General features: G+C 61.9%; 18 protein-coding genes and 1 pseudogene. 10 read left to right on the top strand and 9 right to left on the bottom strand.

From position 1 onward, the window contains the following. Positions 1-220 precede the first annotated feature (220 nt). The gene (gene hemP / locus V1280_RS33470; protein WP_334534647.1) at positions 221-400 is read right to left on the bottom strand and encodes a hemin uptake protein HemP; all 180 of its coding nucleotides are present in this window, start codon (positions 398-400) and stop codon (positions 221-223) included. Positions 401-804: 404 nt separating this feature from the next. Beyond that, a pseudogene (locus tag V1280_RS33465) lies at positions 805-2,422 on the bottom strand (acyl-CoA synthetase). 376 nt (positions 2,423-2,798) lie between these two features. Here V1280_RS33465 and V1280_RS33460 point away from each other — a divergent pair. From V1280_RS33460 to V1280_RS33435, 6 genes are all read left to right on the top strand, one after another. Further along, complete coding sequence (locus tag V1280_RS33460; RefSeq protein ID WP_334534645.1) at positions 2,799-3,551, top strand: TetR/AcrR family transcriptional regulator; 753 nt, start codon at positions 2,799-2,801, stop codon at positions 3,549-3,551. A 20-nt stretch (positions 3,552-3,571) separates the two neighbouring features. Then, the gene (locus V1280_RS33455) at positions 3,572-4,543 is read left to right on the top strand and encodes an ABC transporter permease (protein ID WP_334534643.1); all 972 of its coding nucleotides are present in this window, start codon (positions 3,572-3,574) and stop codon (positions 4,541-4,543) included. Positions 4,544-4,589: 46 nt separating this feature from the next. Continuing rightward, positions 4,590-5,606, top strand: coding sequence for a sugar ABC transporter substrate-binding protein (locus V1280_RS33450; RefSeq protein WP_334534641.1), 1,017 nt, complete (start codon positions 4,590-4,592; stop codon positions 5,604-5,606). 78 nt (positions 5,607-5,684) lie between these two features. Further along, entirely contained in the window at positions 5,685-7,808 is a 2,124-nt protein-coding gene (locus V1280_RS33445; RefSeq protein ID WP_334534639.1) for an ABC transporter permease, read from the top strand. Then, positions 7,805-8,902 carry a hypothetical protein gene (locus tag V1280_RS33440; protein WP_334534637.1) on the top strand — a complete coding sequence of 366 codons (1,098 nt, stop codon included), beginning with the start codon at positions 7,805-7,807 and terminating at the stop codon, positions 8,900-8,902. The genes V1280_RS33445 and V1280_RS33440 overlap by 4 nt, the downstream gene beginning before the upstream one ends. Then, positions 8,899-10,395 (top strand): sugar ABC transporter ATP-binding protein, encoded by a 1,497-nt coding sequence (locus V1280_RS33435; RefSeq protein WP_334534635.1) that lies wholly within the window; start codon positions 8,899-8,901, stop codon positions 10,393-10,395. The genes V1280_RS33440 and V1280_RS33435 overlap by 4 nt, the downstream gene beginning before the upstream one ends. 9 nt (positions 10,396-10,404) lie before the next feature. On the opposite strand, the gene V1280_RS33430 is transcribed toward V1280_RS33435, so the two are convergent. The 3 genes from V1280_RS33430 to V1280_RS33420 all read right to left on the bottom strand — a co-directional run bounded on the left by V1280_RS33430 (position 10,405) and on the right by V1280_RS33420 (position 15,490). Then, positions 10,405-10,899: a DUF2059 domain-containing protein gene (locus tag V1280_RS33430; protein ID WP_334534633.1), complete on the bottom strand. Its 495-nt coding sequence runs from the start codon at positions 10,897-10,899 to the stop codon at positions 10,405-10,407. A gap of 41 nt (positions 10,900-10,940) precedes the next feature. Then, the gene (locus tag V1280_RS33425; RefSeq protein WP_334534631.1) at positions 10,941-12,161 is read right to left on the bottom strand and encodes an OpgC domain-containing protein; all 1,221 of its coding nucleotides are present in this window, start codon (positions 12,159-12,161) and stop codon (positions 10,941-10,943) included. A gap of 272 nt (positions 12,162-12,433) precedes the next feature. Further along, positions 12,434-15,490 carry an ATP-binding protein gene (locus V1280_RS33420; protein WP_334534629.1) on the bottom strand — a complete coding sequence of 1,019 codons (3,057 nt, stop codon included), beginning with the start codon at positions 15,488-15,490 and terminating at the stop codon, positions 12,434-12,436. A 241-nt stretch (positions 15,491-15,731) separates the two neighbouring features. Here V1280_RS33420 and V1280_RS33415 point away from each other — a divergent pair, with 241 nt between their 5' ends. Next, positions 15,732-16,271: a hypothetical protein gene (locus V1280_RS33415; RefSeq protein ID WP_334534627.1), complete on the top strand. Its 540-nt coding sequence runs from the start codon at positions 15,732-15,734 to the stop codon at positions 16,269-16,271. A 287-nt stretch (positions 16,272-16,558) separates the two neighbouring features. On the opposite strand, the gene V1280_RS33410 is transcribed toward V1280_RS33415, so the two are convergent. The 3 genes from V1280_RS33410 to V1280_RS33400 all read right to left on the bottom strand — a co-directional run bounded on the left by V1280_RS33410 (position 16,559) and on the right by V1280_RS33400 (position 19,690). Next, a complete protein-coding gene (locus tag V1280_RS33410; protein WP_334534625.1) occupies positions 16,559-17,239 on the bottom strand; it encodes a hypothetical protein in 681 nt (226 codons plus the stop codon). A gap of 30 nt (positions 17,240-17,269) precedes the next feature. After that, entirely contained in the window at positions 17,270-18,454 is a 1,185-nt protein-coding gene (locus tag V1280_RS33405; RefSeq protein WP_334534623.1) for a DUF3644 domain-containing protein, read from the bottom strand. 483 nt (positions 18,455-18,937) lie between these two features. After that, positions 18,938-19,690, bottom strand: a complete 753-nt coding sequence (locus V1280_RS33400; RefSeq protein ID WP_334534621.1) for an SDR family NAD(P)-dependent oxidoreductase — start codon at positions 19,688-19,690, stop codon at positions 18,938-18,940. 96 nt (positions 19,691-19,786) lie between these two features. On the opposite strand from V1280_RS33400, the gene V1280_RS33395 reads away from it, so the two are divergent. Then, positions 19,787-20,098: an ArsR/SmtB family transcription factor gene (locus V1280_RS33395; protein WP_334538479.1), complete on the top strand. Its 312-nt coding sequence runs from the start codon at positions 19,787-19,789 to the stop codon at positions 20,096-20,098. Positions 20,099-20,189: 91 nt separating this feature from the next. Here the strand turns inward: V1280_RS33395 and V1280_RS33390 are convergent, their stop codons facing one another. Beyond that, positions 20,190-20,612, bottom strand: coding sequence for a DoxX family protein (locus V1280_RS33390; RefSeq protein WP_334534619.1), 423 nt, complete (start codon positions 20,610-20,612; stop codon positions 20,190-20,192). 304 nt (positions 20,613-20,916) lie between these two features. Between V1280_RS33390 and V1280_RS33385 the strand changes: the two genes are divergently transcribed. Together V1280_RS33385 and V1280_RS33380 are read left to right on the top strand one after the other, a co-directional pair. Continuing rightward, a complete protein-coding gene (locus tag V1280_RS33385) occupies positions 20,917-21,057 on the top strand; it encodes a hypothetical protein (protein ID WP_334534617.1) in 141 nt (46 codons plus the stop codon). Between the two features lie 202 nt (positions 21,058-21,259). Further along, the gene (locus V1280_RS33380) at positions 21,260-22,219 is read left to right on the top strand and encodes a LysR family transcriptional regulator (RefSeq protein ID WP_334534615.1); all 960 of its coding nucleotides are present in this window, start codon (positions 21,260-21,262) and stop codon (positions 22,217-22,219) included. Positions 22,220-22,237: the final 18 nt, after the last annotated feature.

Below are 22,237 nucleotides of genomic sequence, written 5' to 3'. Positions count from 1 at the left end.
CCCGACCGCTTCAAACGTAACGCTGCGCTTCTGCCCCGCTCGCCAAGACGTCAACGGGTAATTCTTTCCAACCATCGCCCCCTCTTTCGGGTTTGTGCCAAGACCACCTTCGACGATCTGTTCTGTGGCTGGCTTCCTCTGCTGTCGCAGAGGTGGCTGGCTGAAAACGTGACCTGCGTTCACTTCCGCTATGTGCGGGAATTCCCCAAAACCACGCCCGCTATTTCGTCAGGATGAGCTTGCCTGCGGCCGTGAGCTGCAGGCGGTAGACCTCCTCCTCGTGCTGAATGACGAGCAGCCGTTCACCTCCCAGGAGGTCGCGGCTGGTAACCGTTCGCGGCGCACGCGCCGCCAGCTGCTCAGAGTCCGGACGGTTGTCTTCAAACGATTTGTCCACCATCGAAGTCCCGCAGCGCCTCTCAGCAAGCCGACATCGCTCCCCGGCGACGCAAGATCGCCGGCGGATTCTGAATTCCAGAGTTTCAATCGCGAGAACTTCTCGCAGCCGAGCGCCTCACCCAAACCTGCAAGCCGTTCGCTCGACTGACGACGGCAATAAACTGCGAGGTGACGTTGAGACAATATGCCTCAGCTAGAATCGATCTAACGTGCGACGGCGAGAGACAACGTATTTCCGAATATTTTCCAGGGAGCTTCACCAGCGGGATCAGCGAGATAGAGTTGCCGAACCGCGGCGACGCACCGTCGCCGCGGCGTGCAGCCCCGGTCTATTTGGAGATAATCTAAATTGAGGGACGAGCCACGAGGGCGCGCGGTGCCTCCCGACAACACCGCGCAATCAGCTCACGCCCCAAAATTCTTCTGGATCCCCTTGTCGGAGGGTATCTGCCCCGACGAAGCGCTGGCGCAGCTCGCGCTTGAGCAGCTTGCCGCTCGGATTCTTCGGCAGGCTGTCGACGAAGATCACGCGCTTAGGCACCTTGAAATGCGCCATCTGGCCGGCGCAATGCTGGATGACGGCATCTTCATCCAGCGTCTCGCCGGTCTTGACCACGACGATCGCAGTCACCGCCTCGATCCAGCGCGGATCGGGTAGGCCGACCACGGCGACTTCGGAGACCGTGGGGATGCGATAGACCATCTCCTCGACTTCGCGGCTGGCAACATTCTCGCCGCCGGTCTTGATCATGTCCTTGACGCGATCGACCACTGTGATGTGGCCTTCGGCGTCAACGGTGGCGAGATCGCCGGAGTGAAACCAGCCGCCGGAGAACGCCGCCGCGGTCTTGACGGCATCGTTGTAATAGCCGGAGAGCAGATGCGGCGAGCGGTGAACGATCTCGCCGACCTCGCCGACCTTGACGTCCTCCATCGCGACATTGACCACACGCGTCTCGACATTGAGCACGGGCTTGCCGGCGGAGCCGGCCTTGCGGAGCTGATCCTCGGGCCGCAGCACGGTTGCGAGCGGCGCGATTTCGGTCTGGCCGTAGAAGTTCCAGAATTTGACATTGGGCAGCCGGCGCTGCAGCTCAAGCAGCACTTCGACCGGCATGATCGAGGCGCCGTAATAGCCTTTCTGCAGCGTCGAGAGATCGGTCTTGTCGAAATTCGGCGAACGCAGCATCGCGATCCAGATCGTCGGCGGCGCGAAGAACGAGGTGATCTTGTGCGCCTGGATCAGCGCCAGAATGTTGTCCGCGGCCGGCTCGCCCGTGATCACGCCGGAAGCGCCGAGATAGATCTGCGGCCCCAGGAACACGTCGAGCTGGGCGCAGTGATAGAGCGGCAGCGCATGCAGGAACTTGTCGTCCACGCTCATGCCGCCGTCGATGATGCAGCTGACATACTGCCACATCACAGCTTCATGAGTCAGCATCGCACCCTTGGGCAGCGATTCCGTTCCGCTGGTGTAGACGATCTGCGCGAGATCGCGGCTGTCGACGGACGCCTCGAGGTACGAACCGTCGGCATGAAGCAGATCGTCGAAGGTGGCGAGGCCCGCGGGCGGCGCGGCGAGATCCTCGCCCGGCAGCCAGATCATCTTTTCGACAGCGCAATCCTTCGCGCTCGCGGCGCGCGCCGGCTCAACGAAATCGGGGCCGGTCGCGAGCAGCTTCGCGCCGGAGCTCTTCAGGATGAAATTGATCTCGTCCGGATTGAGCATGAAGTTGATCGGCACCAGCACTGCGCCGATCCGCGCCACCGCGAAGCGCAGGGCAGCAAACGCGTGCGAATTGCGCGAGAGCACGGCGAGACGATCGCCCTTCTTCTTGACGCCGAGGCCGAGCAGGCCGCGGCCGAGCCGGTTGCAGATCGCGTCCATCTCGGCAAAGGTCCAGCTCACGCTGCCGCAGCTCACCGCAAGCTTGCCCGGCTCGCGGCTGCCTGCGCGGCGCAGGAGATCTCCGATGGAATGCTCGCGCGCTTTCGAGATGGTCGCCGCCATGTCGCTCGACATTTCCGCCCCCCGGGAATTTTCAATCTGCGTGACGACCGGCCTGGACCTTCGTCAGGCCATCGCCCTTACGCATTTTCGAGTTTGCACAAAGCGTAGTCGGCGCAATCTGCCGCGTCAAATCAGCCGGAGCCCTGACGCGGCGGCTACCCGCCGGTGAAGTCGGTTTGCAGGCAATCATGGACCTGCCTCCGTCCGGGAAGTAGGTCCGCCCCACCGCATCGCGCGGAAAAAGCGAGCGAGCGCTCTCTCAGAAAATTCCGGTCTGCCCCCTTTCGCGACGGCCACGCTTTGCGCTAGGAATGATGACAAGGGCGCAAAGCCCACGCCTGGATCAATAACAACGCCAAAAGGTCCAGGAAGAAATCTGGGAGGCAGCGTGAATATCGCGCGCCGACGACCTTGGACCAACGCGTTCTCGACAGAAGCGCTATGCGCGCGCATTCTGGAACGTCATCGCGCCTCGATCCGCGTGCAGAAGCCGCGGCTCGCGGTCGCAAATCTCGCACGCATCATCGGCGCCACCCTCACGCTCTCCAACAAGCAGGGATTTCACGCCACCACGCTGCGCCAGCTCGCGGAGGCCTCTGGCCTCAGCATGGGCGGTCTTTATACCTATATCGACAGCAAGCCCAGGCTGCTGTCGATGATCCTTGGCGAGGTCGCGGCAACGGCGACCGAGGTACTGACGGCGCCTCCCGACGACGTCAGGAATGACGCCCACAAGCACCTCGACTGGATCATCGCGACCCACATCCGCATGAGCGAGGCGATGCAGCCCTGGTTCGTCTTCGCCTTCATGGAGGCGAAGTCCTTTCCGCCGGCGGAACGCCAGCGCGCGATCGACATGGAAGCGATGACCGAGAAGATCATCGCCGACGTGCTCAAGCAGGGCGTCGCCAGCGGCGCCTTCACAATCGACCATGTCAGACTCACGGCGTCACTGATCAAGCCTCTGCTCCAGGACTGGTACGTCAAACGCGCCAAATATCGCAAACGCGGCACGTCGATCGACGGATACATCGATGGCGTCGGAACTTTCGTGAGCGCTGCATTGTCGAACGGCAGCGGCATCAACGCGCGCACGGATGTCAGGACTCGCTCGAAACCAAGGCAGATGGCGCACCCATAGAACGCAGGAAGGACCAGACGATGAAGCGCTTTCGGTTCAATCAGCAAGAAATCGTTTTCGCCGTCTTCGCGCTGCTGTTTCTCGTGTTCTCGATCTTCCTGAACGGCTTTCTGACCGCAGAGAACATGCTGACGCTGCTTCAGAACGTGGCGGTGCTCGGCATCCTCGGCCTGGCCATGGCGATCGTCGTGATCGGCCGCGGCATCGACATCTCGCTGATCGCGGCCCTCGCTGTGCCTCCGGGGCTCGTGTTGCAGATGGTGCAGAACGGCCATTCTCTGCCGACCTCGCTTCTGACTGCCGTGCTGCTCGCGATCGCCTTCGGTCTCGTCAATGGCTGGCTGATCGCCTATGCCGAGGTGCCCTCGCTGTTTGCGACGCTGGCAACGGGGCTGCTGCTCGCCGGGCTGGGACAAGCTGCGCTGTTCCAGCTCGACGTCGTACAATGGAGCCCGGGCATGAACGGATTCGAACGGCTCGGACAGGGCACCGTTCTCGGCATTCCGACGTCGATCTGGATGTTCGCGATCGCCTGCATCGTGGTCGCATTCCTACTGCGCCAGACCCGCTGGGGCGCCTACATCTACGCGATTGGCGACAATCCTTACGCCGCGCGCGTGACAGGCATTCCCTCCCGCCCGATCATCGTGCTGCAATATGTGATCACCGCCCTGATCGGCTGCTTTGCCGGCCTCGTGCTGGCGGCGTCCGTCAATTCGATGCCGACCCGCATCTTCAACTCGACGCTGATCTACGACGTGATCCTCGTCGTCGTGCTGGGGGGCATTGGATTGTCAGGCGGGCGTGGCGGCGTGCTGAACGTCATCATCGGAACGCTGCTGATCGGCACCATGCTCAATGGCATGACCATCATGGACATCTCTTACGCCGGGCAAAATCTCATCAAGGGCGTGGTCCTGCTGCTCGCCGTCATCACGGACTCCTTCCTGAATCCGCGCAACGAAGAAACGGCCCAGCAAGGCGATATCTGAACGACCGACAAGAACGACAACGACAAGTACAACCAAGGAGGAAGCAATGAAACATCTTGGCAATCCGACAAAGGCAATCGTTGCCGCACTGACTCTCGCGGCACTGACCGGACCGGCTCTGGCCCAACAAGGCCTGGACGAGCCGTTCCAGAAGCCGTTCAAGGAAGCGCTCGCCGGCAAGACCGTGGCCTATGTACCGGTGGCAATGAACTTCGACCTCACCGAGGGCTGGTATGCCGGGCTGAAAAAAGAGCTCGAGCCGTTCGGCGTGAAGTTCGTGATCCGCGATGCCAACTGGAACACCAATGCGGGCGCGCAGGCCGTCACGTCGCTGATCTCCGAAAAGCCGGCGGTGATGGTGGTGCATAATCCGGACGTGCAGACCTACGCCAAATTGCTCCAGCGCGCCGAGAACGAGGGCATCTACGTCATCCAGATCAATATGGGCTCGGCCTATCGCAGCTCCGCCTTCGTCGGCGCCAACTGGGTCGAGATCGGCGAGCGCCAGACCGAAGGCGTGGTCAAGGCCTGCGAGGGCAAGTCGAACAAGATCGCCATCATCCAGGGTGCGCTGTCGGCCGCCGCGAGCGCCTACACGCTCAAGGGCGTCGAGAACGTTCTAGCCAAGCATCCGGAGATCAAGGTGGTGTCGAGCCAGGCCGCCGACTGGGATGCCGCCAAGGCCAAGGCGATCACGCAAACCGTGCTGAAGCAGAATCCCGATCTCTGTGGCATCGTCGGCTTCTGGGACGGCATGGACATCGGCACGGCTGCTGCTGTGAAGGAAGCAGGTCTCACCGGCAAGGTGTTCCTTGCGACATCCGGCGGTGGCGAGCGCAAGGGAGCCTGCGAGCTGGTGAAGTCCGGCGCGTTCGATCTCAACATGAGCTACGACGTGCCGACCCAGGCGGCGCAAATGGCCGGCACGATCAAATGGCTGCTGTCGTCGGGCGCCAAGCCCGGCTCGATCAAGGGCTCGGAATACACCACGCTGATTCCGATCACCAAGGAGAACGCCGACAGCCAGACGGCCTGCTGGAATCTCAGCGACCTCAAGAAATAGTCCGACGCTGACGCTCGTGATCCCCGGGCCATCAAAGCCCGGGGGCTACGCTCCCGATAGTTTTCATGCCCTGCTGGAATGCTGATGCGCGACACAATTACAAGCCTGCGTTACCGCTACTGGCCGGATCATCTGCTCGGCGAAATTCTGTCCAAGCGATGGACCGAAACGGCCATTCCGGTCATCCTGCTCCTGATCGTTGGCTTCGCGTTCAGCCGATCCATTGATAACTTCCTGTCGCCGGCGAGCCTCGCCGACACCGCGCGCCAGGCCGGCGAGATCGGCTTCATCGCGCTCGGGCTTGCGCTGGTCGTTATCGTCGGCGGCATCGATCTGTCCGTCGGTTCGATCTTCGCGCTGACGGATTTCTGCGCGCTCTATCTGCTCGACGTGCTGGGCTGGCCGGTTCCGGCCGTGGTGGTCGCGACGTTGCTCTGCGGCGCGATGCTCGGCGCCGTCAACGGCATCCTGGTCGGATATCTGCGGCTGCGCGCCTTCATCACCACGCTGATCACGCTGATCATTTATCGCTCGGCCTACGATCTCCTGATCCAGCGCTACTCCAACGCCATCGCGTCAGCCTTCCCCGACATCCCGTCCTGGGATTTCATCGGCGCCGGTTCTGTCTTCGGCATCCCCACCGTGGCGCTGGCCTATATCGTCATCGCGATCTTCGGCCACATCTTCATGACGCGGCTGCGGCCGGGCTGGCACATCACCGCGATCGGCGGCTCGCGACGCTCGGCGTACAATTCGGGCATTCCTGTTCGCCGCACCATCGCGCTCTGCTACGTCGCGAGCGGCGTGCTGACCAGCGTCGGCGCGCTGTTCTTCGCCTCCCGACTCGGCACCGTCGGCGGTGACATCGGCGTCGGCCTTGAGGTGATCGTACTGACCGCGACCGTGCTTGGCGGCATCACGCTCGGCGGCGGCAAGGGCTCGGTCGCCAAATCGGCGGTCGGGGTGCTGATCGTGCTCTTGATCACCAACGGTCTCACAACCATGAACGCGCGGGGCGGCGTCAACCGCATGGCGCTCGCCGGCATCCTGCTCGTCGCAGCAATGGTCGACATCCGCTGGCAGAAGAACCGGACCCGCATCATCAGCAAGGTCTATGTCGCGCCGACCTATCACGAACTGCCACCGCCGCCACCGACCGAAATCGGACAAGGCGGGCCGTTCGAGCAGAACGACAAGCTGCGTGTCGTCGAGGCAATCGGTCTTGGCCGCATCGAGGCGCCGGAAGACGTCATCCTCGATCGCCATGACAACCTCTATGCCGGCTCACGCCACGGCGACATCATGCGCTTCCTCGCGCCCGACTACCAGAAAATGGAGGTATTCGCCCATATCGGCGGCCAGCCGCTCGGCATGGCCTTCGACCGCCAGGACAATCTTTACGTCTGTATCGGCGGCATGGGGCTCTATCGCATCAAGCCTGACGGCACCGTGGAAAAGGCAACCGACGAGACCAACCGCAGCATGCGCTCGGTCAACGACGACAGCCGGCTGCGGCTCGCCGACGACCTCGACATCACCGACGACGGCCTGATCTTCTTCTCGGAAGCAACGGTGCGTTACGAGATGGACGAGTGGCCGATCGACGGCCTGGAGGCGCGCGGCAACGGCCGCATCATCTCCTATGACACCAAGACCGGGGCGACGCGCACCGAATTGCGCGGCCTCAAATTCCCCAACGGCATCTGCGTCGCCAGCGACGGCCAGTCGATCCTGTTCGCCGAGACCTTTGGCTGCTCGATCAAGCGCTATTGGTTCGCAGGGGCGAAGAAAGGTGCGGTCGAAGTGGTGATGGACAATCTGCCGGGCTACCCCGACAACATCAACCTCGCCTCCGACGGGAATTACTGGCTGGCGCTGGTCGGCATGCGCAGCCCCTCGCTCGACCTCGCCTGGAAGATGCCGGGCTTCCGCCGTCGCATGGCCAAGCGCGTGCCGGTCGACGAATGGCTGTTCCCCAACATCAACACGGGCTGCGTGGTCAAGTTCAACGAGCAGGGCAAGATCGTCGAATCGTTCTGGGATCTGCACGGCGAGAACCATCCGATGATTACCTCGATGCGCGAGCATCGCGGCTATCTTTATCTCGGCGGCATCCTCAACAACCGGATCGGTCGCTACAAGCTCGACAACGCCGATCCGAACTTCGTCCAGTATGACAAGCGGTGGGGGAAGCAGTCGTGATCGCTGCCGTCAGAGACTTCGCCAACCGCTTTCTCGGGCGCGGCGACGCCACCATCACCGTGCCGTCCTTCGACGGCGCATTGAAGCCCAACCAGAGGCTGGAATCGGCCGAGACCTTGCTGACATGCGAGGCGCCGGAAGATCTCGCCACCGATGGAAGCAACCTCTTCATCGCCGACGGCCGGCGGCTGATGTGCCTGAATGGCGGTACGGAATCGGAGGTGCGCAGCTTCGAGCAGCCGATATCCGCGCTCTGTGCACTTCCCGGCGGCGGCGTTGCCGTCGCACTCGGGGGACGCGAGGTGCGTGTGTACGCAAGCCCCTCGGCCGAGCAACCCAGCGTGACCTTCACCGATGCTGCGTTCAACGCCATCAATGCGCTGGCGCTCGCGGACGACAACACGCTGATTGCAACGGACGGCTCGACGACATGCGGCATCGACGATTGGGCGCGGGACCTGCTGGAGCTCAATCGGACCGGGCGCGTGTTCAAGCTCGATCCCGGCAGCAAAGCCGTGACACGATTGGCCCAAGGGTTCGGCTATGCCTTCGGCGCTTGCGGACATGGGAATGGCATGCTGGTCAGCGAGAGCTGGCGTCATCGCCTCGTTCTCGTCTCGCCCGGCGCATCGCCGAAGGTCGTACTCGGCCACCTTCCCGTCTATCCGTCGCGGCTGTCGAAGGCCTCTGGCGGCGGTTACTGGCTTACCGCTTTCACCGCGCGGACCCAGCTCGTCGAGTTCGTGTTGCGCGAGCCCGGCTATCGACGCCGCATGATGGCCGAGATCGATCCGGCCTATTGGGTTGCGCCGCGCCTCCGCTCCGGGCGCTCTTTCAAGGAGCCGATGCAGGGCGCGCATATCAAGACCATGGGTGTCATCAAGCCGTGGGCGCCGCCGCGCTCCTACGGCCTCGTCATCCGTCTCGATGCGGATGGCCAGCCGCTCTATTCGCTGCATAGCCGGGTTGACGGCTTCAATCACGGTGTCGTCGCCGCGATCGAGATGGGCAACGATCTCATCCTGATCGCCAAGGGACCGGGCCGCGTCCTGCGATTGCCACTTGTCGGCCTTGCCGAGGAGTTTCGCGCATGAGCGACATCGCACTCTCGCTGCGCAAGGCGACAAAACTCTACGCCGGCGTGCCCGCCATCGACGGGGTCGACTTCGACCTCCGCCGCGGCGAGATCCACGCACTGGTCGGCGAGAACGGTGCCGGCAAGTCCACCCTCACCAAAGTGATGGCGGGCGTGGTGACGCTGACCTCGGGGACCATGACGGTCGACGGCGCCGATGTCGCACCGAAGACGCCATTGGAGGCGCGCAATCTCGGCATCGCCATGGTGTTCCAGGAGAACAGCCTGGTGCCGACCATGACGGTCGCGCAAAACCTGTTTCTCGGGCAGGAGAAGTTTTACAACCGCCTGCGCGGCATCTACATCGCCGCGCAGCAATTCCTGCAATCGCTCAATTTCGACGTCACGCCGACCGCGACCGTCGGCGGCCTCGGCGCGGCCAAGAAGCAGATGGTCGAAATCGCGCGCGCCGTCCTGCACCGCGCCAAGGTCATCATCTTCGACGAGCCGACCGCATCGCTGACGCCGGAAGAGAAGAAATACTTCTTCGACCTCGTCCGCGATCTCAAGAAGCGCGGCGTCTCGATCGTCTTCATCTCGCATGCGCTCGAAGAGGCACTCCTGCTCGCCGATCGCATCACGGTGCTGCGCGACGGCAAGCGTGTCGTGACCGACGATGTCGCCAAGTTCGACCGCGCGGCGATCGTGCAGGCGATGGTCGGGCGCGACCTCTCCAACACGCTCTATGGCGCACGGAAAAGCAGCGTGCGGCCAGCGGGTGCGCGCGTTCTTACGGTGCAGAATTTGAAGATGGCGCCGATGGTGAAGAACAACTCTTTGTCGGTGTTCGCGGGTCAGATCACCGGCGTGTTCGGCCTGGTCGGCGCGGGCCGCACCGAAACGTTCAAGATCGTCGCGGGCGTGCTCAAGCGCGACTTCTTCCATGGCGGCGAGATCCTGCTGCACGACCAGCCGGTGCGCTACCGGGTGCCAGCGCCGGCGGTCAAGGCCGGCATCGCCTATGTCACCGAGGACCGCAAGGTCGAGGGATTCTTCGAAACGTCCTCGATCGCGCGCAACATCTATATCGGCCTGCTGTCGAAGTTTCCCAAGGGCCGGATGATGCTATCGCGGCGGGAAAACGACACAGTCGGCAAGACCTGGATCGAGAAGCTCAAGGTTCGCGCCATCGGCGACGACGGCAAGGTGGTCGAGCTGTCCGGCGGCAACCAGCAGAAAGTCGTGATCGCAAAATCGCTGGTGCAGGAGCCCGACCTGATCATCTTCGACGAGCCGACCCGCGGCGTCGACGTCGGCGCCATCGTCGAGATCCACGAACTGATCAACCGGCTCGCCGACGAGGGCAAGGCGGTCGTGGTCATCTCGTCCTATCTGCCCGAGATCATGGCGCTCTCCGACCGCATCCTGGTTTCACGTCAGGGCAAGGTCGTGGAAGAGTTTTCGGCGCTGGAGGCGACGGAGGAAAAGATCATGTACGCGGCTATTCACTAGCGGCGGCGGCTACGGCTTGTGTTGCTTCTGGCGCAGCGCCTCGGTGAGGCGCTGCTTCAATTCGTCGACGGCCTTCTGGTTCGCGTCCTGGCCGATCTGCGCACTCGCTTGCGCCAGCGCGTCCGATTTCTCCAAAAGCTTCCGGCCGGCCGGCTGGACATAGAACGCCTCGATCTGGCGCAGCTCATCCACGGTGAAGCTGGCGGCATAGAGGGCGGCGATCTGGTCGATCATGGCGGCGGCGAACGGTGCGTAGATGTCGGAGCCCGGCGCGGTCATCGCATCATAATCGTGCTCGATCTCCGGCCTGTCCTGGGCGACCACGGGTCTCAGTTTGAGCATGAGCTGCGGGAGAGCCGCGCGATACTGATCCGCGATCTTCAGCGTGGTGACGAGTTTTCGCGCAGCATCCATCGCCTCGGGCGACGGCGCCTGCGCCTGCGCCGACGCGTTGCAGATGAGGAGCAGAAGGGCGCCGGCAATCGTCAACAAGAGTCTCGACATGGATATCTCCTGAATAATCGCCCGCGCGACGCGATGGGCCCTCAGCGGCTAACGGGAGCTGCGGCGATGACCTTTACCGGTGCGCCTTCGGCGGCGGGCTCCGGCTCGTCATCGACATCGGTCACCTTGACGAAGAGGCTGGGCACCCGCTCGGCGCGGTCGAGCAGCCACGCCGCCCCGACCATGATGGCGAAGCCGGCGAAGGAGACCGCGAGCTGCTCCCAAACGCCCCTTGTGTATTGCATCAGGATCCAATGCGCCGAGAACGACAGGAACACGCTGAGGCAAAAGATCGGCAGCGAGTGCTGGCCGCACAGGATGACCGGGCGCAGCCATTTCAAATGCAATGCCTTCCAGTGGCGCGGAACGAAATAGGTCACCCAGATCCCGAGCGCCAGGAAATGCGTGAAGCGCAGCATGTCGAGGTCGGTCTTGTCGATCGGATAGATCGCCTTGATCATCCATTTCGGGATCAGGACCTCGAGCGCGTGAATGTGCCACGTCATCACGATCAGGAGGGCGAACGCAATCCATGCCGCCGCCAGGCCCATCACCGGCTTCGACCAGACCCATTTGGCGATCTTCTCGATCTGGCCGACGCCGCACCACGCGGCGACGACGAACATGAGCTGCCAGCAGAACGGATTGAAATACCAGGTCGTGCCCGGCGGATAGGAGGCGATATTCCAGTCGAACCAGCGCGACAGCACGTAGAGCACGGCGGACGCGGCGAGCGTCAGGTTCGGCCGGCGCACCAGGCACCACACGATGAAGGGCGCTGCGAGCACCAGCGTGATGTAGAGCGGCAGCACGTCGAGATTGACCGGCTTGTAGCGCAGCGACAGCGCCTGGCCGATCAGGATGTCCGGATGGTCGAGAAAACTGTGAACGTTGAACTCGTCCGCATATAGCGGGTTGTCGAACCTCCTGATCGTGCGGGCGATCTGCGCCGTGAACAGCAGGAACAGCATGATGTGGGCGACATACATTTCCGCCGCGCGCCGCCACAGCCGCTTCAGAGCGGCGAGGAACCAGCCGCCGGCGACGATCGGCCCGTAGATCCAGCCGACCAGATAGCCGGAGATGAAGACGAAGAACTCGGCGGCATCGCTGAAGCCGTAATTGCGCAAGGTCAGCCAGGCCACGACGTCGTGCGGGATGTGATCGAGGAAGATCATCCACAGGCCGATGCCGCGGAAGAGGTCGAGCCGCAAATCGCGCTCGACCGGTGCCAACAGTGCTGCTTGGTCCCGTATGGTCATGGCCCCCGCCTCGTCCGGTGGGCGTCGCGCCGTCGCGGCGCCGATGAATTCGGATGCTAAAATAGATCAATCAAATCGTCACCTGCCCCGGCGACTAGCCTGCCAACGGTAGCCGACCTTGGCGCCCGCGCAAGGGACTTTGTCATGACAACGCGCGGGCCTCCCAACAAAAGACGTCGAAAACAACCCCATGCACAGTAGCTAAGTGCTTGCGCGGCTTGCGAAACTCAGTTGACCCGTCGGGCAAAAACGAAAGGCCTCGCGACCGAGGCTCAAGTCGGCTGATCGCCCGCGGCGAGCATGCCGTTCAGCATCGCTTCGGCCTTCTGCAGCAGCGGCTTCGCGCCGCTCTCGGAGGCGATCGCGATCGCGGCGCGCAGCGCGGAGAGGATGATGGTCCGGTTCTCCTCGCGCGATGGCGGCGTCACCACGGCCTCGCCGAACAGGGCCTCGGCCTCGAGGCCGGAAAAACCCTGCTGGCGCGCGGTGTTGCGCGCCTCGCGCAGCATGTTCTGGGCCGCCTGGGCATCGCCGAGCTGGTTGGTCGCCAAAGCCAGGGAGATCGACGAGCGCAGCACCGCCGAGGTATAGCCGACGCTGCGCGCCTCTTCGCGCGCCTCGGCCAGCATGCCGCGCGCCCGGTCAAACAGGCCCTGCTCCAGATAGGCGATGCCGAGATGGCAGGCGACCGCCGGCACGAACAGCCGGATGCCGTGTTTTTGCGCCAGCACGAAACCGCCTTCGAGAATGGAAGCGGCCGCTGCCGGATCGCCCCGGCCAAGCATCAGCCAGCCGCCGCTATAGGCGGCGGCAACGCGGTCATAGGGACGGCCGGTCTCGTCCGCAATCGCGGCGGCCTCTCGCTGGAGCTGCTCGGCGACGTCGAGCTCACCCATGACGGTGTGGGTGAAGCTCTTCATCATGCAGCAAAGCAGGAGTGTGTATTTCGGCGGCGTACCGAACGGCGCACTCGCCTCCGGCCCCATGAGATGGCTACGGGCTCGCGCGAATGTCTGCTCGGCCTCGCGATATCGCCCGGCAAGGAAATACGCCTGGCCGAGATTGTATTGCGCAAGGTTGCGCCACCCCGGATTGCCCGACTCCTCGGCAAGACCGACGACTTCCTCACCAAGAATGACGGCCTCGGTCGGCGTCCCGTAGAAGTTCTGCCCGCCCGCCATGACCGTCAGAGCAGCGACCCTTCTGCCGACATCATCGATCTGGCGGGCCCGTTGGTCGGCCTCCTTGCCGAGATCGATCCACTCGGCGACGCGACCGGACCAGATGAATGCCATGCGCGCCTCCATCCGGAGATCGATGGCGTTGGTCTCCCGCGGACGCGTCAACGGCGTCTTGTCGAGCGAATTCATCGCGGCGCGGAAGTAGTCGACCGCCTCGGCATAGGCCGAGCGCACCAGGCATTTCTGGGCGGCGCTTCTCCCGTAGTTGAATGCCTTCGCCCAGTCCTTGGCGCGCATGGCATGGTAACAGAGGGCGTCGGGATCATCCCGCCATGTTTCGTCGCTCTCGAAAACCGCGAGCACACGCGCGTGGATGTCCTCGCGCACCTTCTCGACCATCGAATCGTAGGTGACCTGGCGAACCATCTCGTGGCGGAACTCCAGCGAATCCTCCAATTCGCTGTCGATCCGGACCAGCAGCTCGGCGCGATCGAGCGAGACGAGGCAGCCACGCAGGGCATCTTCGGGCAGGATCGCAATCTTCCGCAGCGTGGCCTCGCTCGACCGCGCTCCCAGCGCGGCCGCGACCTGCAGGACGGACCGTTCCTGCTTCGACACACGGTCGAGGCGCGCCGCGATCACGCCCTGAATGCTGGTGGGAATACCGAGCTCGTCGATCGGACGCACCAAAGCGAGGTCGCCCCACTCGCCGCGCAAGGTGCCGCTCTCCTTCAAGCCGCGGCAGACCTCCTCGATGAACAGCGGCACGTTTGCCGTATGGGAGATGATCCGGTTCTTCAGATCGGCGTTCATCTCGGACGATCCGAGCATGTCGGACAGCATCTCCAGCCCCGAATCGTCGTCGAGCGGCCGCATCGCGACGACTTCGGCGTGGCAGCGCGCGATCCAGACCGGCATGCCGTTCGGGCGGGAGGTGAGCAGCACGAGGAGATCGGGTACCGCCAGCGAAGCAATGGCGGCCACGACGACGTCGCTGGCCCGGTCGATCCAGTGCAGATCCTCCAAAAGCAGGACCGTCGGCTGGCGACTCGCGAGGCTCCGGATGACGGCGCAGCTCGCATCGGAGATCACGCGCCCGCGGGCATGAGGCTCGAGCTCGTCCCATTGCGGGTTCGCGATCGGCACATCGAGCACCGCGTCGAGCGCGCTCTGCTGGATCGCGGGCAGGTCCTTCAGGGGATCGCCGGGATTGCCGGGCTCCCTCGCGGCTGCGTCGATGGCCGACAGCAGGATTCGCTTGAGCGTGCTGAAGGGAGCGCTCTGGAGATTCGGGCTGCACTCGGCGTCGATCAGCCGCCAGCCCTCGAGCCTGAGCTTCTGAGCGAACTCGTGCGCCAGCCGTGATTTGCCGATGCCGGCATCGCCGAGCAGCAGGACGGTCTGCCGGCTGGCCCTGGCCTGCCCCGTTGCTCGGTCCAGCAGGGCTCGCTCGGTGGTACGATCGACGAATCGGGAGACGCTGCGGGCGCGCCGGACCCGCCAGCTCGACAGATCGCTGGCACCGACGATCCGGTAAACCGGCACGGGCTGGTTGAAGCCGCGCAGCGATTTGCCGCCGAGATGCTCGAACCGGACATGCCCGTCGGCGAGATTTTGACAGGCTTCAGAGACGTAGATCTGGTTCGCCTCGGCCACCTGCTCCAGCCGCGCGGCGAGATGCTGGGCGGCGCCGCCGATCTCGTAGACCTTGGAGAATTCGCTGGCGACCATGTAGGCCACGACGTGGCCGGAGTGGAGGCCGACCCGGACCTGAAGGGCGGGATCGCCGAGGCTGGCGACGCGCCGGACCAGCTCGATCGCGGCATGACACGCCAGCGGCGCATGGTTGTCGTCCGCGATCGGGGCGCCGAACACCGCGGCAAGCCCATCGCCCAGCTCCTTGCTGACGATGCCGCCGAACTGACGTACGGAGGCCCTCATGGCCGCCAGCGCCGGCTCGAGGCGCGAGACAGCCGCCTCCGGATCCAATTCAGCAACAAGACCCGTGGAGTCGATGACGTCAGCACGAAGAATCGTCACAAATCGACGTTCGCTGTCGGGATCGACCCGTTGACGCACTGCGGCCCCGCATTTGGAGCACCAGCTATCGCCCGGATTGACCGCCGACTGACACGCGAAGCAATGCATTCCTGCGCCTCAAAGGTCGCGACCTGTTTGCCGATCAGAATCCGCGAACGACTCTTGATGAGAATACCGATCGAGGACCACTTAGCAATCGTGCGCGCTCCTCGCCATTAGCTGGGCACAGTGTGGGTGGCGATCTGGACGAAACACAGTCCTGAGTGGTAGCGTCAAAACATCCCGGCAAAGGGGGCCATATATTTCGGCAGCGCAAGGTTGGTCAAACCGACCGGCGTCGCGGATCTGTATGTATTTCCGCAAAGCGGACATATTGAAGGAAAAGGCGATGGGCTCGAGACCTTACAGAGGCAAGCCGTTTAGAGATTTGATGAACAGCAACTACTACCCTCTGGCCAACATGAAGAAGAGCGTGGCCAAGCTCAAGGCATCGAATGACATCGATCTGCCGACCTTGGAATACGGCCAGTACCATCTCATTCTGACACCAGCCTCAAATTGGCCGCAAGGCAGCGCCGAGCACTGGCACAAGGAGAAGGGCCGGGCTCGCGTCGACCTCAGCGCCCAGCTGAACACGGTCCCCCTGTCCAGGGATGAGCCTGGGGTCATTCCCTTGACGCGGTGCGACCTGCTCGATGCCTGCGTCCGGAAGTGCTTCAACTCCGAGCCGCCGATCCCGATGAAGACCAACATCATTGCCCACGCGCCGAGCGATGCATATGCAGACCGGCACGAGATCCGGTTGGAGTGGGAGTACAAGAAGGGCTCGGATAAGCCGACGCTGCTCCATCTGACGATGGTCTGCCCGCACAGGCCCGAGAAGGGCTGAGCGAGGGAGGCTTCGATCCCGGCAGGGGTTCTCGAAGAATCACGACGCACTCCCGCGGTGCCACCGTCCGATCTGAACGGCACGGGCTGACACTTCGCCGGCCCGCTTTTTCTGCGCATGCTGCGATTGCGGAGACAGTGCACTCAACTCCCCAACGGCGCATTGAGTGCACTGCCTGCGAGCTGTCTGCAATGCGTGTAAAGAGCTGTGGCGAAGGTGAGATTTTCGAGTTTAATTCAGCTTCACAAAAAAATCCAAACAACCATCGTGAAACGTAGTGCGTCACTTCAATTAAGTCGAAATCCCTTTTCGCCGAGTCGCTTTGCTAGCGCCACCCGATAACTTTCGCTGACCCCTGACAACTCTTCTTCCAAATCGATTTCAGTCAGCCTGAAATCATCTGGAACGGAGAACAGCAGCTCGTTCCTCACGAGACATCCAACAACATAATCATAACTGACGGACGTGTCTTCATGGTACTCAATGGCACACACGCCAAAATGCTTATGAATAAGCGGATCCATATTGTTGTACAAAAACTCCAATGTAAGGCGACGAAGGCCGCGTTGATCCGCAGGCGCGCAAAAATGTTGAATTGCGTTTCTTGCTTTCCGTAGGCTTTCGAAGTTCGCTAGATCCGGAATGCGTTCGCCGGTCGAAACCCACAGCAGCTTCGGAAGGTGCTCGAAGTTATAGGTCTTCCCCTTTTCAATGACATGTTGAATTGTCAGATCGAGGTTGCTTGGATCGTCAAGTTGAAACAGGTCTCGAAATATGAGAAGGGGATGCTCCTTGGCGACAATTGCCTTGATAAAGAGTTCTCCAGCTAGAGCGGCATTCAGCACACACATGTGATCCCAATGATCCATGCCTGGATCGTAGTAGACGGCATGTTGGTTCGCCTGCGTAAGCGCACCAATAGCCACTTGAAGAATGCGGCCGGGTATTTCTTTCAATTCTTCATGCATATTACACTTTGGAACCTCTGTTTGAATGATCTATTGGCTGACAGGCCGTTTCCAACCTTCGCTCAGTTTCTCAACGACCTTTTCGTACCAGTTCTCGTACCAGTACCAGCTGTTGGCGACTTGCACGCCAAAGCCTTTGTGTTGATTGCGCGCCTCTAATTGCCTAACCAGAATCGTATGATCATGCATGTTGAATGAGGCATGCCCAGCTTCTTTTGCCTTCTTCACGATCTGCGAAGGCGTGTATTTGGGACGTTCAACCTCTTTCAACAACACTCGTTCAACAGCCTTCGCTTCCGGCGAATCCGCTTTTACAAATTCGATTGCGAGATCGGCCTTTGACGCTTTTCCTGAAACCTTAGGAACAAACGCGACCCGATATCTGAATCGTGGGTCAGCTTGCTCTTGCTCGGACAAGCCACCATGGAAATGATCCATGGCGGTCGAAATATTGGCAGGGAGATCCGCTCCGATCAGTTCGGCTCTTTGAACACCATCGAACGTGACGAATTGCAGGGCAATCGGAAGTCGCTTTTCCAGACCGTGTTGGCTACCAAAAAGCTGCTTGATCGTATCGTTGAAATTTATACAGCACGCTTGGAGCTTTGCGCTAAGCGCGTCGTCAATTCGATTAGTCGACCGATGCTCAATTTCATGCCGAATGCCGAGGAGGAATTTGAGGTTATTGACCATGCCCTTTTCCAAAGGACATTTGCCATGCACAATACATTGACCCAATTCCCAAAACTTGTCCGCTCCTTCAGGAGTTTTCTCGACCGCACCTTGCTTTTTGTACCGATAGTCAATTCCCTCACGTTTGTAGAAAGCGTGCAGGAGATACGTCCAGGCAATGACGCTGGTAACAATGAACAGTTCGGCCCGAAAATAGAGACCCGCGCTGTTAAACGTGTGAACGGCGGCAATCATAGCTTCACGAGCTTTGACAAGAAGTTCGTCCCCTCTCAAGTGAAGACCGGTTGCAGGATCAAGCGTCGGCCACGCCTCCAAGAACGCGTCGAGTTCGCTGACCGACGCCGCTTTGATTCCCTTGTGTTTAGTTTCGTCTCGAATTTCCGATATTCGCGCATGATTTATTGATCGTGTAGGGCGCGAAAAATAGGCTTGAATGTCTTGCGCGATAAAATCGCGCGCAAGCATCGCCTTGACGATTGCGACTTCCCATTTTTCTAACGTATTTCCAGACCGCCGCGCCAATTCTCGTGCCCCCAATATTTGTTTAAACCATCATAGGTTGAGCGATCTTCGTTCGCTACAATGATTACTCGAAAACAATAATTTGGCTGTTTGATTTTGGCGCAGCCTCCGGCCGCCCATCTCGGCAATAAATTCACCCTGATTTTTGTGACCATAGCGCTAACCCCCGACGCCGCCGGCCAACGGGCCGCCCTCCCAAAGTGGCGTATCGGTCGGAGCGAAGCGAAGACAACTCGCCGATGACGAGACCGGCTGAAAGGGCACCCGCAGGAGCGTCAACATAGCGCGCTGATAGGCGGGACGTGGGACCGAGTGCCTCCGGTTATGGCCAGACTTCCCAGCCAAAAAGATGGCCCGCGCGATGCGAGCCATCTTCTTACCGGAAACGGTAAAGTCCGAACTTCGTTGCGGGGATACACTACCACCGACAGTGCCGAGACGACGGCCCTCAACACCGTCGGCCCGCCCCGAGCACGCGGCTCGTCAGCGAAGGCCGCCCGTGACGTGAAGCGTCTCGCCCGTGACGTAGGACGCATCGTCCGATGCGAAGAAAGCCACCGCGGCAGCGATCTCCTCAGCCTTGCCGATCCGGCCGAGCGGGGTGACAGATTCGATCCACTTGCGCATGTCGCCCTCGTGCAGGCCGGCGGACACCACGCCCTCGGTGGCGATCATGCCCGGATTCACCGCGTTGACGCGAATCTTGCGCGGCGCGAGCTCTTTCGCCAGAACGGCGGAGATCGCATCCACCGATGCCTTCGTCGCGGTGTAGACGGCGGTGTTCGCCGAAGCGATCGTCGATGCGCCGGAGCTGATGTTGATGATACTTCCGCCATTGGCGTTGAAGTGCTTCGCCGCTTCACCCGAGATCAGCAGCAGGCCAAGCACATTGAGGTCGAAATGCTTGTGGAAATGCTCAGGCGTGATGGCCTCCAGCGGGGCGAACTCGTAGATGCCCGCGTTGTTGACGAGGATGTCGATCGCACCGAACGCCTTCACGGTCTCCGCGACCACGCCTTTTACGTCCTTGGCGTCGGCGAGGTTGCCGTGGACGGCGACGGCCTTGCCGCCCTTCTCGACAATGGCGGCGACCACGCGGTCGGCCGCCTGCTTGCTGCTGCTGTAGTTGACGGCGACCGCCGCACCCTCAGCCGCGAGCCGAGCGGCGATTTCGGCGCCGATGCCTTTGGATGCGCCGGTCACGAGCGCAACTTTTCCTTCGAGTCTCTTGGTCATCGCAGTTTCTCCATGATCCGGCGGGACCGCCGAAATTCAATAGTTCAATACTAGTGAACTATTGAATGAGTTCAAGGGAGGTGCTATATTTTGAGCATGGTGCAGTTCGTTCACCCAGCGCGAGACGAGATTACACTGGCGGGAGTGCTGGGAGCTCTCGCGGATCCGATGCGGCTGCGCATCGTCAAGAGCCTGGCCGCGCAAAACGATTGCATGTCGTGCACCGAGGCGGCGCCCTGCCCTGAGATGGCGAAGTCGACTCTCTCGAACCATTTTCGGATCCTGCGCGAAGCCGGCCTGATCCGGACGTCGAAGCAAGGCGTCCAGCACCGCAACGTTTTGCGCGAGGAGGACATCAATGCGCGGTTCCCGAAACTGCTGAAAATGATCCTGAGCTTTCCGGACTGAGGGCATTCGTCTGCTCTTGGTCGGAGATTGGCCAACACAAAATGGCCCGCTCTGGGCGGGCCATTTACTTACCAAGACCGGTCAGCTTGGCTCAGCCGGTGACAGTTGCCCCGGCGTAAGACGCCGTGCCCTTCGCGCGGTTGTCGAGGCTGAGAGCACCGGCGCCGAAGGCCGCGATCTGGAGCAATCCGCCCGCCATCATCACGTTCTTCAGGAAGTGAATCATCTGGTTCTGATCGGCGAAGTTGCTGTGAAACGCAACGGCGGTCGCGATCGAGAACACGGCGAGCGCAAGCCCCACGGCGCGGGCCTGGTAGCCGGCGATCAGCAGCACGCCACCGCCCAGCTCGACGGCGACAGCCACGGCAAAAGCAAGCGGCGGAAGCGGCAGCCCGGCCGAGGCGATGAGGGCCGTGGTCCCCGCATAGGCGCCCAGCTTGCCGAGGCCGCTCATGGCAAACGGGAGGCCGATCAGAAGACGGCCGGCGAAGGGAAGATAACGGGTGTAGCTCATGATCGTGATCCTTGCTCGGATGATTGAATTTCGGCGAGCCAAGCCTTGACTTTGAAAGCCTTGACTGAGGCCTTGGCCTCGGCCGGTCGCGAACCCTGCGTTCGCTTCCCCCCTGTTATCGGCCTGAACCGGTCTGGCGATTAGTCGGTCAATTTCAGACGGATCGTTCCATCTGGTGAACGATCGCCGGCTATCGGGGGCCCTGCCCAACGTCGTTCAGCCAATGGAACGCTCCGTCCGACCCGCGCCGGCTAATGCGGCGGATCAAGCGTCTCTATAACCGGCTCATCGAAGGAGACGGATCATGTTCGACATGTTGAAAATCAGGCTGATCGCAACGCTGCGGAGCTTCCAGCACGCCTGTCTGACACCGGTGCCGCGGGACGACGACGGCGACGACGGCGACATCGCCACGCCGAAGACCTGCGTGGACGATGAGCTCTGAAGCGCGACTTGGACAGATCCTTGGGGCGATGCTTAGGGCGATCCCTGGGGCGATCCTTGGGGCGATTCTTGCCGCAGGTGTCATGGCCATGGATTTCAGGCGGAGACGCGGATGCGACCGATCACCGGGATTTCCATTGGATGGCTTTCGACCCGCTTTCCGGTCGACAGCAGCGATTCGGCGTTGAAAGCCGGGAGGAATTATGATGCGGATGAATCCCCTGATCCCGCCGAACGCGGGAGGAATCGATCCGGCGGCGCCCTTCATGCGGGACTTCAACGATCTCTACTTCTTCGCGGCTGTGGTCAAGCATGAGGGGTTTTCGGCAGCGGCCCGCGCACTTGGCTTGCCGAAGTCCAGGATCAGCCGCCACGTCGCGCTGCTGGAGGAGCAGTTGGGCGTTCGCCTGATCGAGCGCTCGACGCGCCGCCTGAGCATCACGGCGGTGGGGCGGGACGTTTATCGGTACGCGCAAACCGTGGTCGACGCCGCAGACGCCGTCGATGAAGTCGCCTTGCGGATGAAATCCGAGCCTCAAGGCCTCGTCCGCATCGGTTGCCCCGTTGGCGTCCAGCGCGCGCTTGCGCCACGACTGCCCGAGCTTTTCGCGCAGTATCCGCGCCTCAGGACCCAGTTCCTCATCACCAACCGGCCCATCAACCTGATCGAAGAGCAGGTCGACGTCGCCATTCGCATCCGGGAAAGCCTTGATACCGACAGCGAGATGCAAATGCGCAAGATCGGGATCAGCCGGAGGATCCTGGTCGCGAACGCCGCCCTCCTCAGCGAACATGGAGCGCCCAAGGAGGCGACCGACCTTTCGCGGCTGCCGCTGCTCGATGCAACGGAAACGCCGGGCCCGCGCACATGGGAGCTTTCAGGTCCCCGCGGGCAAAAGGCCTCGATCGCGGTCGAGCCGAAAGTCTCGGCCGGTGACTTTGCCATTCTCATCCAGGCGGCCCAAGCCGGGATCGGCGTGGCCCTGCTGCCCGAAATTCAATGTCAGGATGCGCTCCGCGATGGACTGCTGGTCCGCATTCTGCCGGACTGGAGCGCCAAGGACGGCATCATCCATCTGGTGTTTCCGTCCCGGCGCGGCATGCTGCCCGGCGTTCGCGCCACGATCGATTTTCTCGCCACCGCGCTGAAGGCTCAGGTTTGAAGGCTGAAGGCTCAAGGC

Origin of the sequence: Bradyrhizobium sp. AZCC 2230, assembly GCF_036924495.1 — a bacterium.
Taxonomy (GTDB): domain Bacteria; phylum Pseudomonadota; class Alphaproteobacteria; order Rhizobiales; family Xanthobacteraceae; genus Bradyrhizobium; species Bradyrhizobium rifense.
This window is presented reverse-complemented; position numbering and strand designations above follow the sequence as displayed.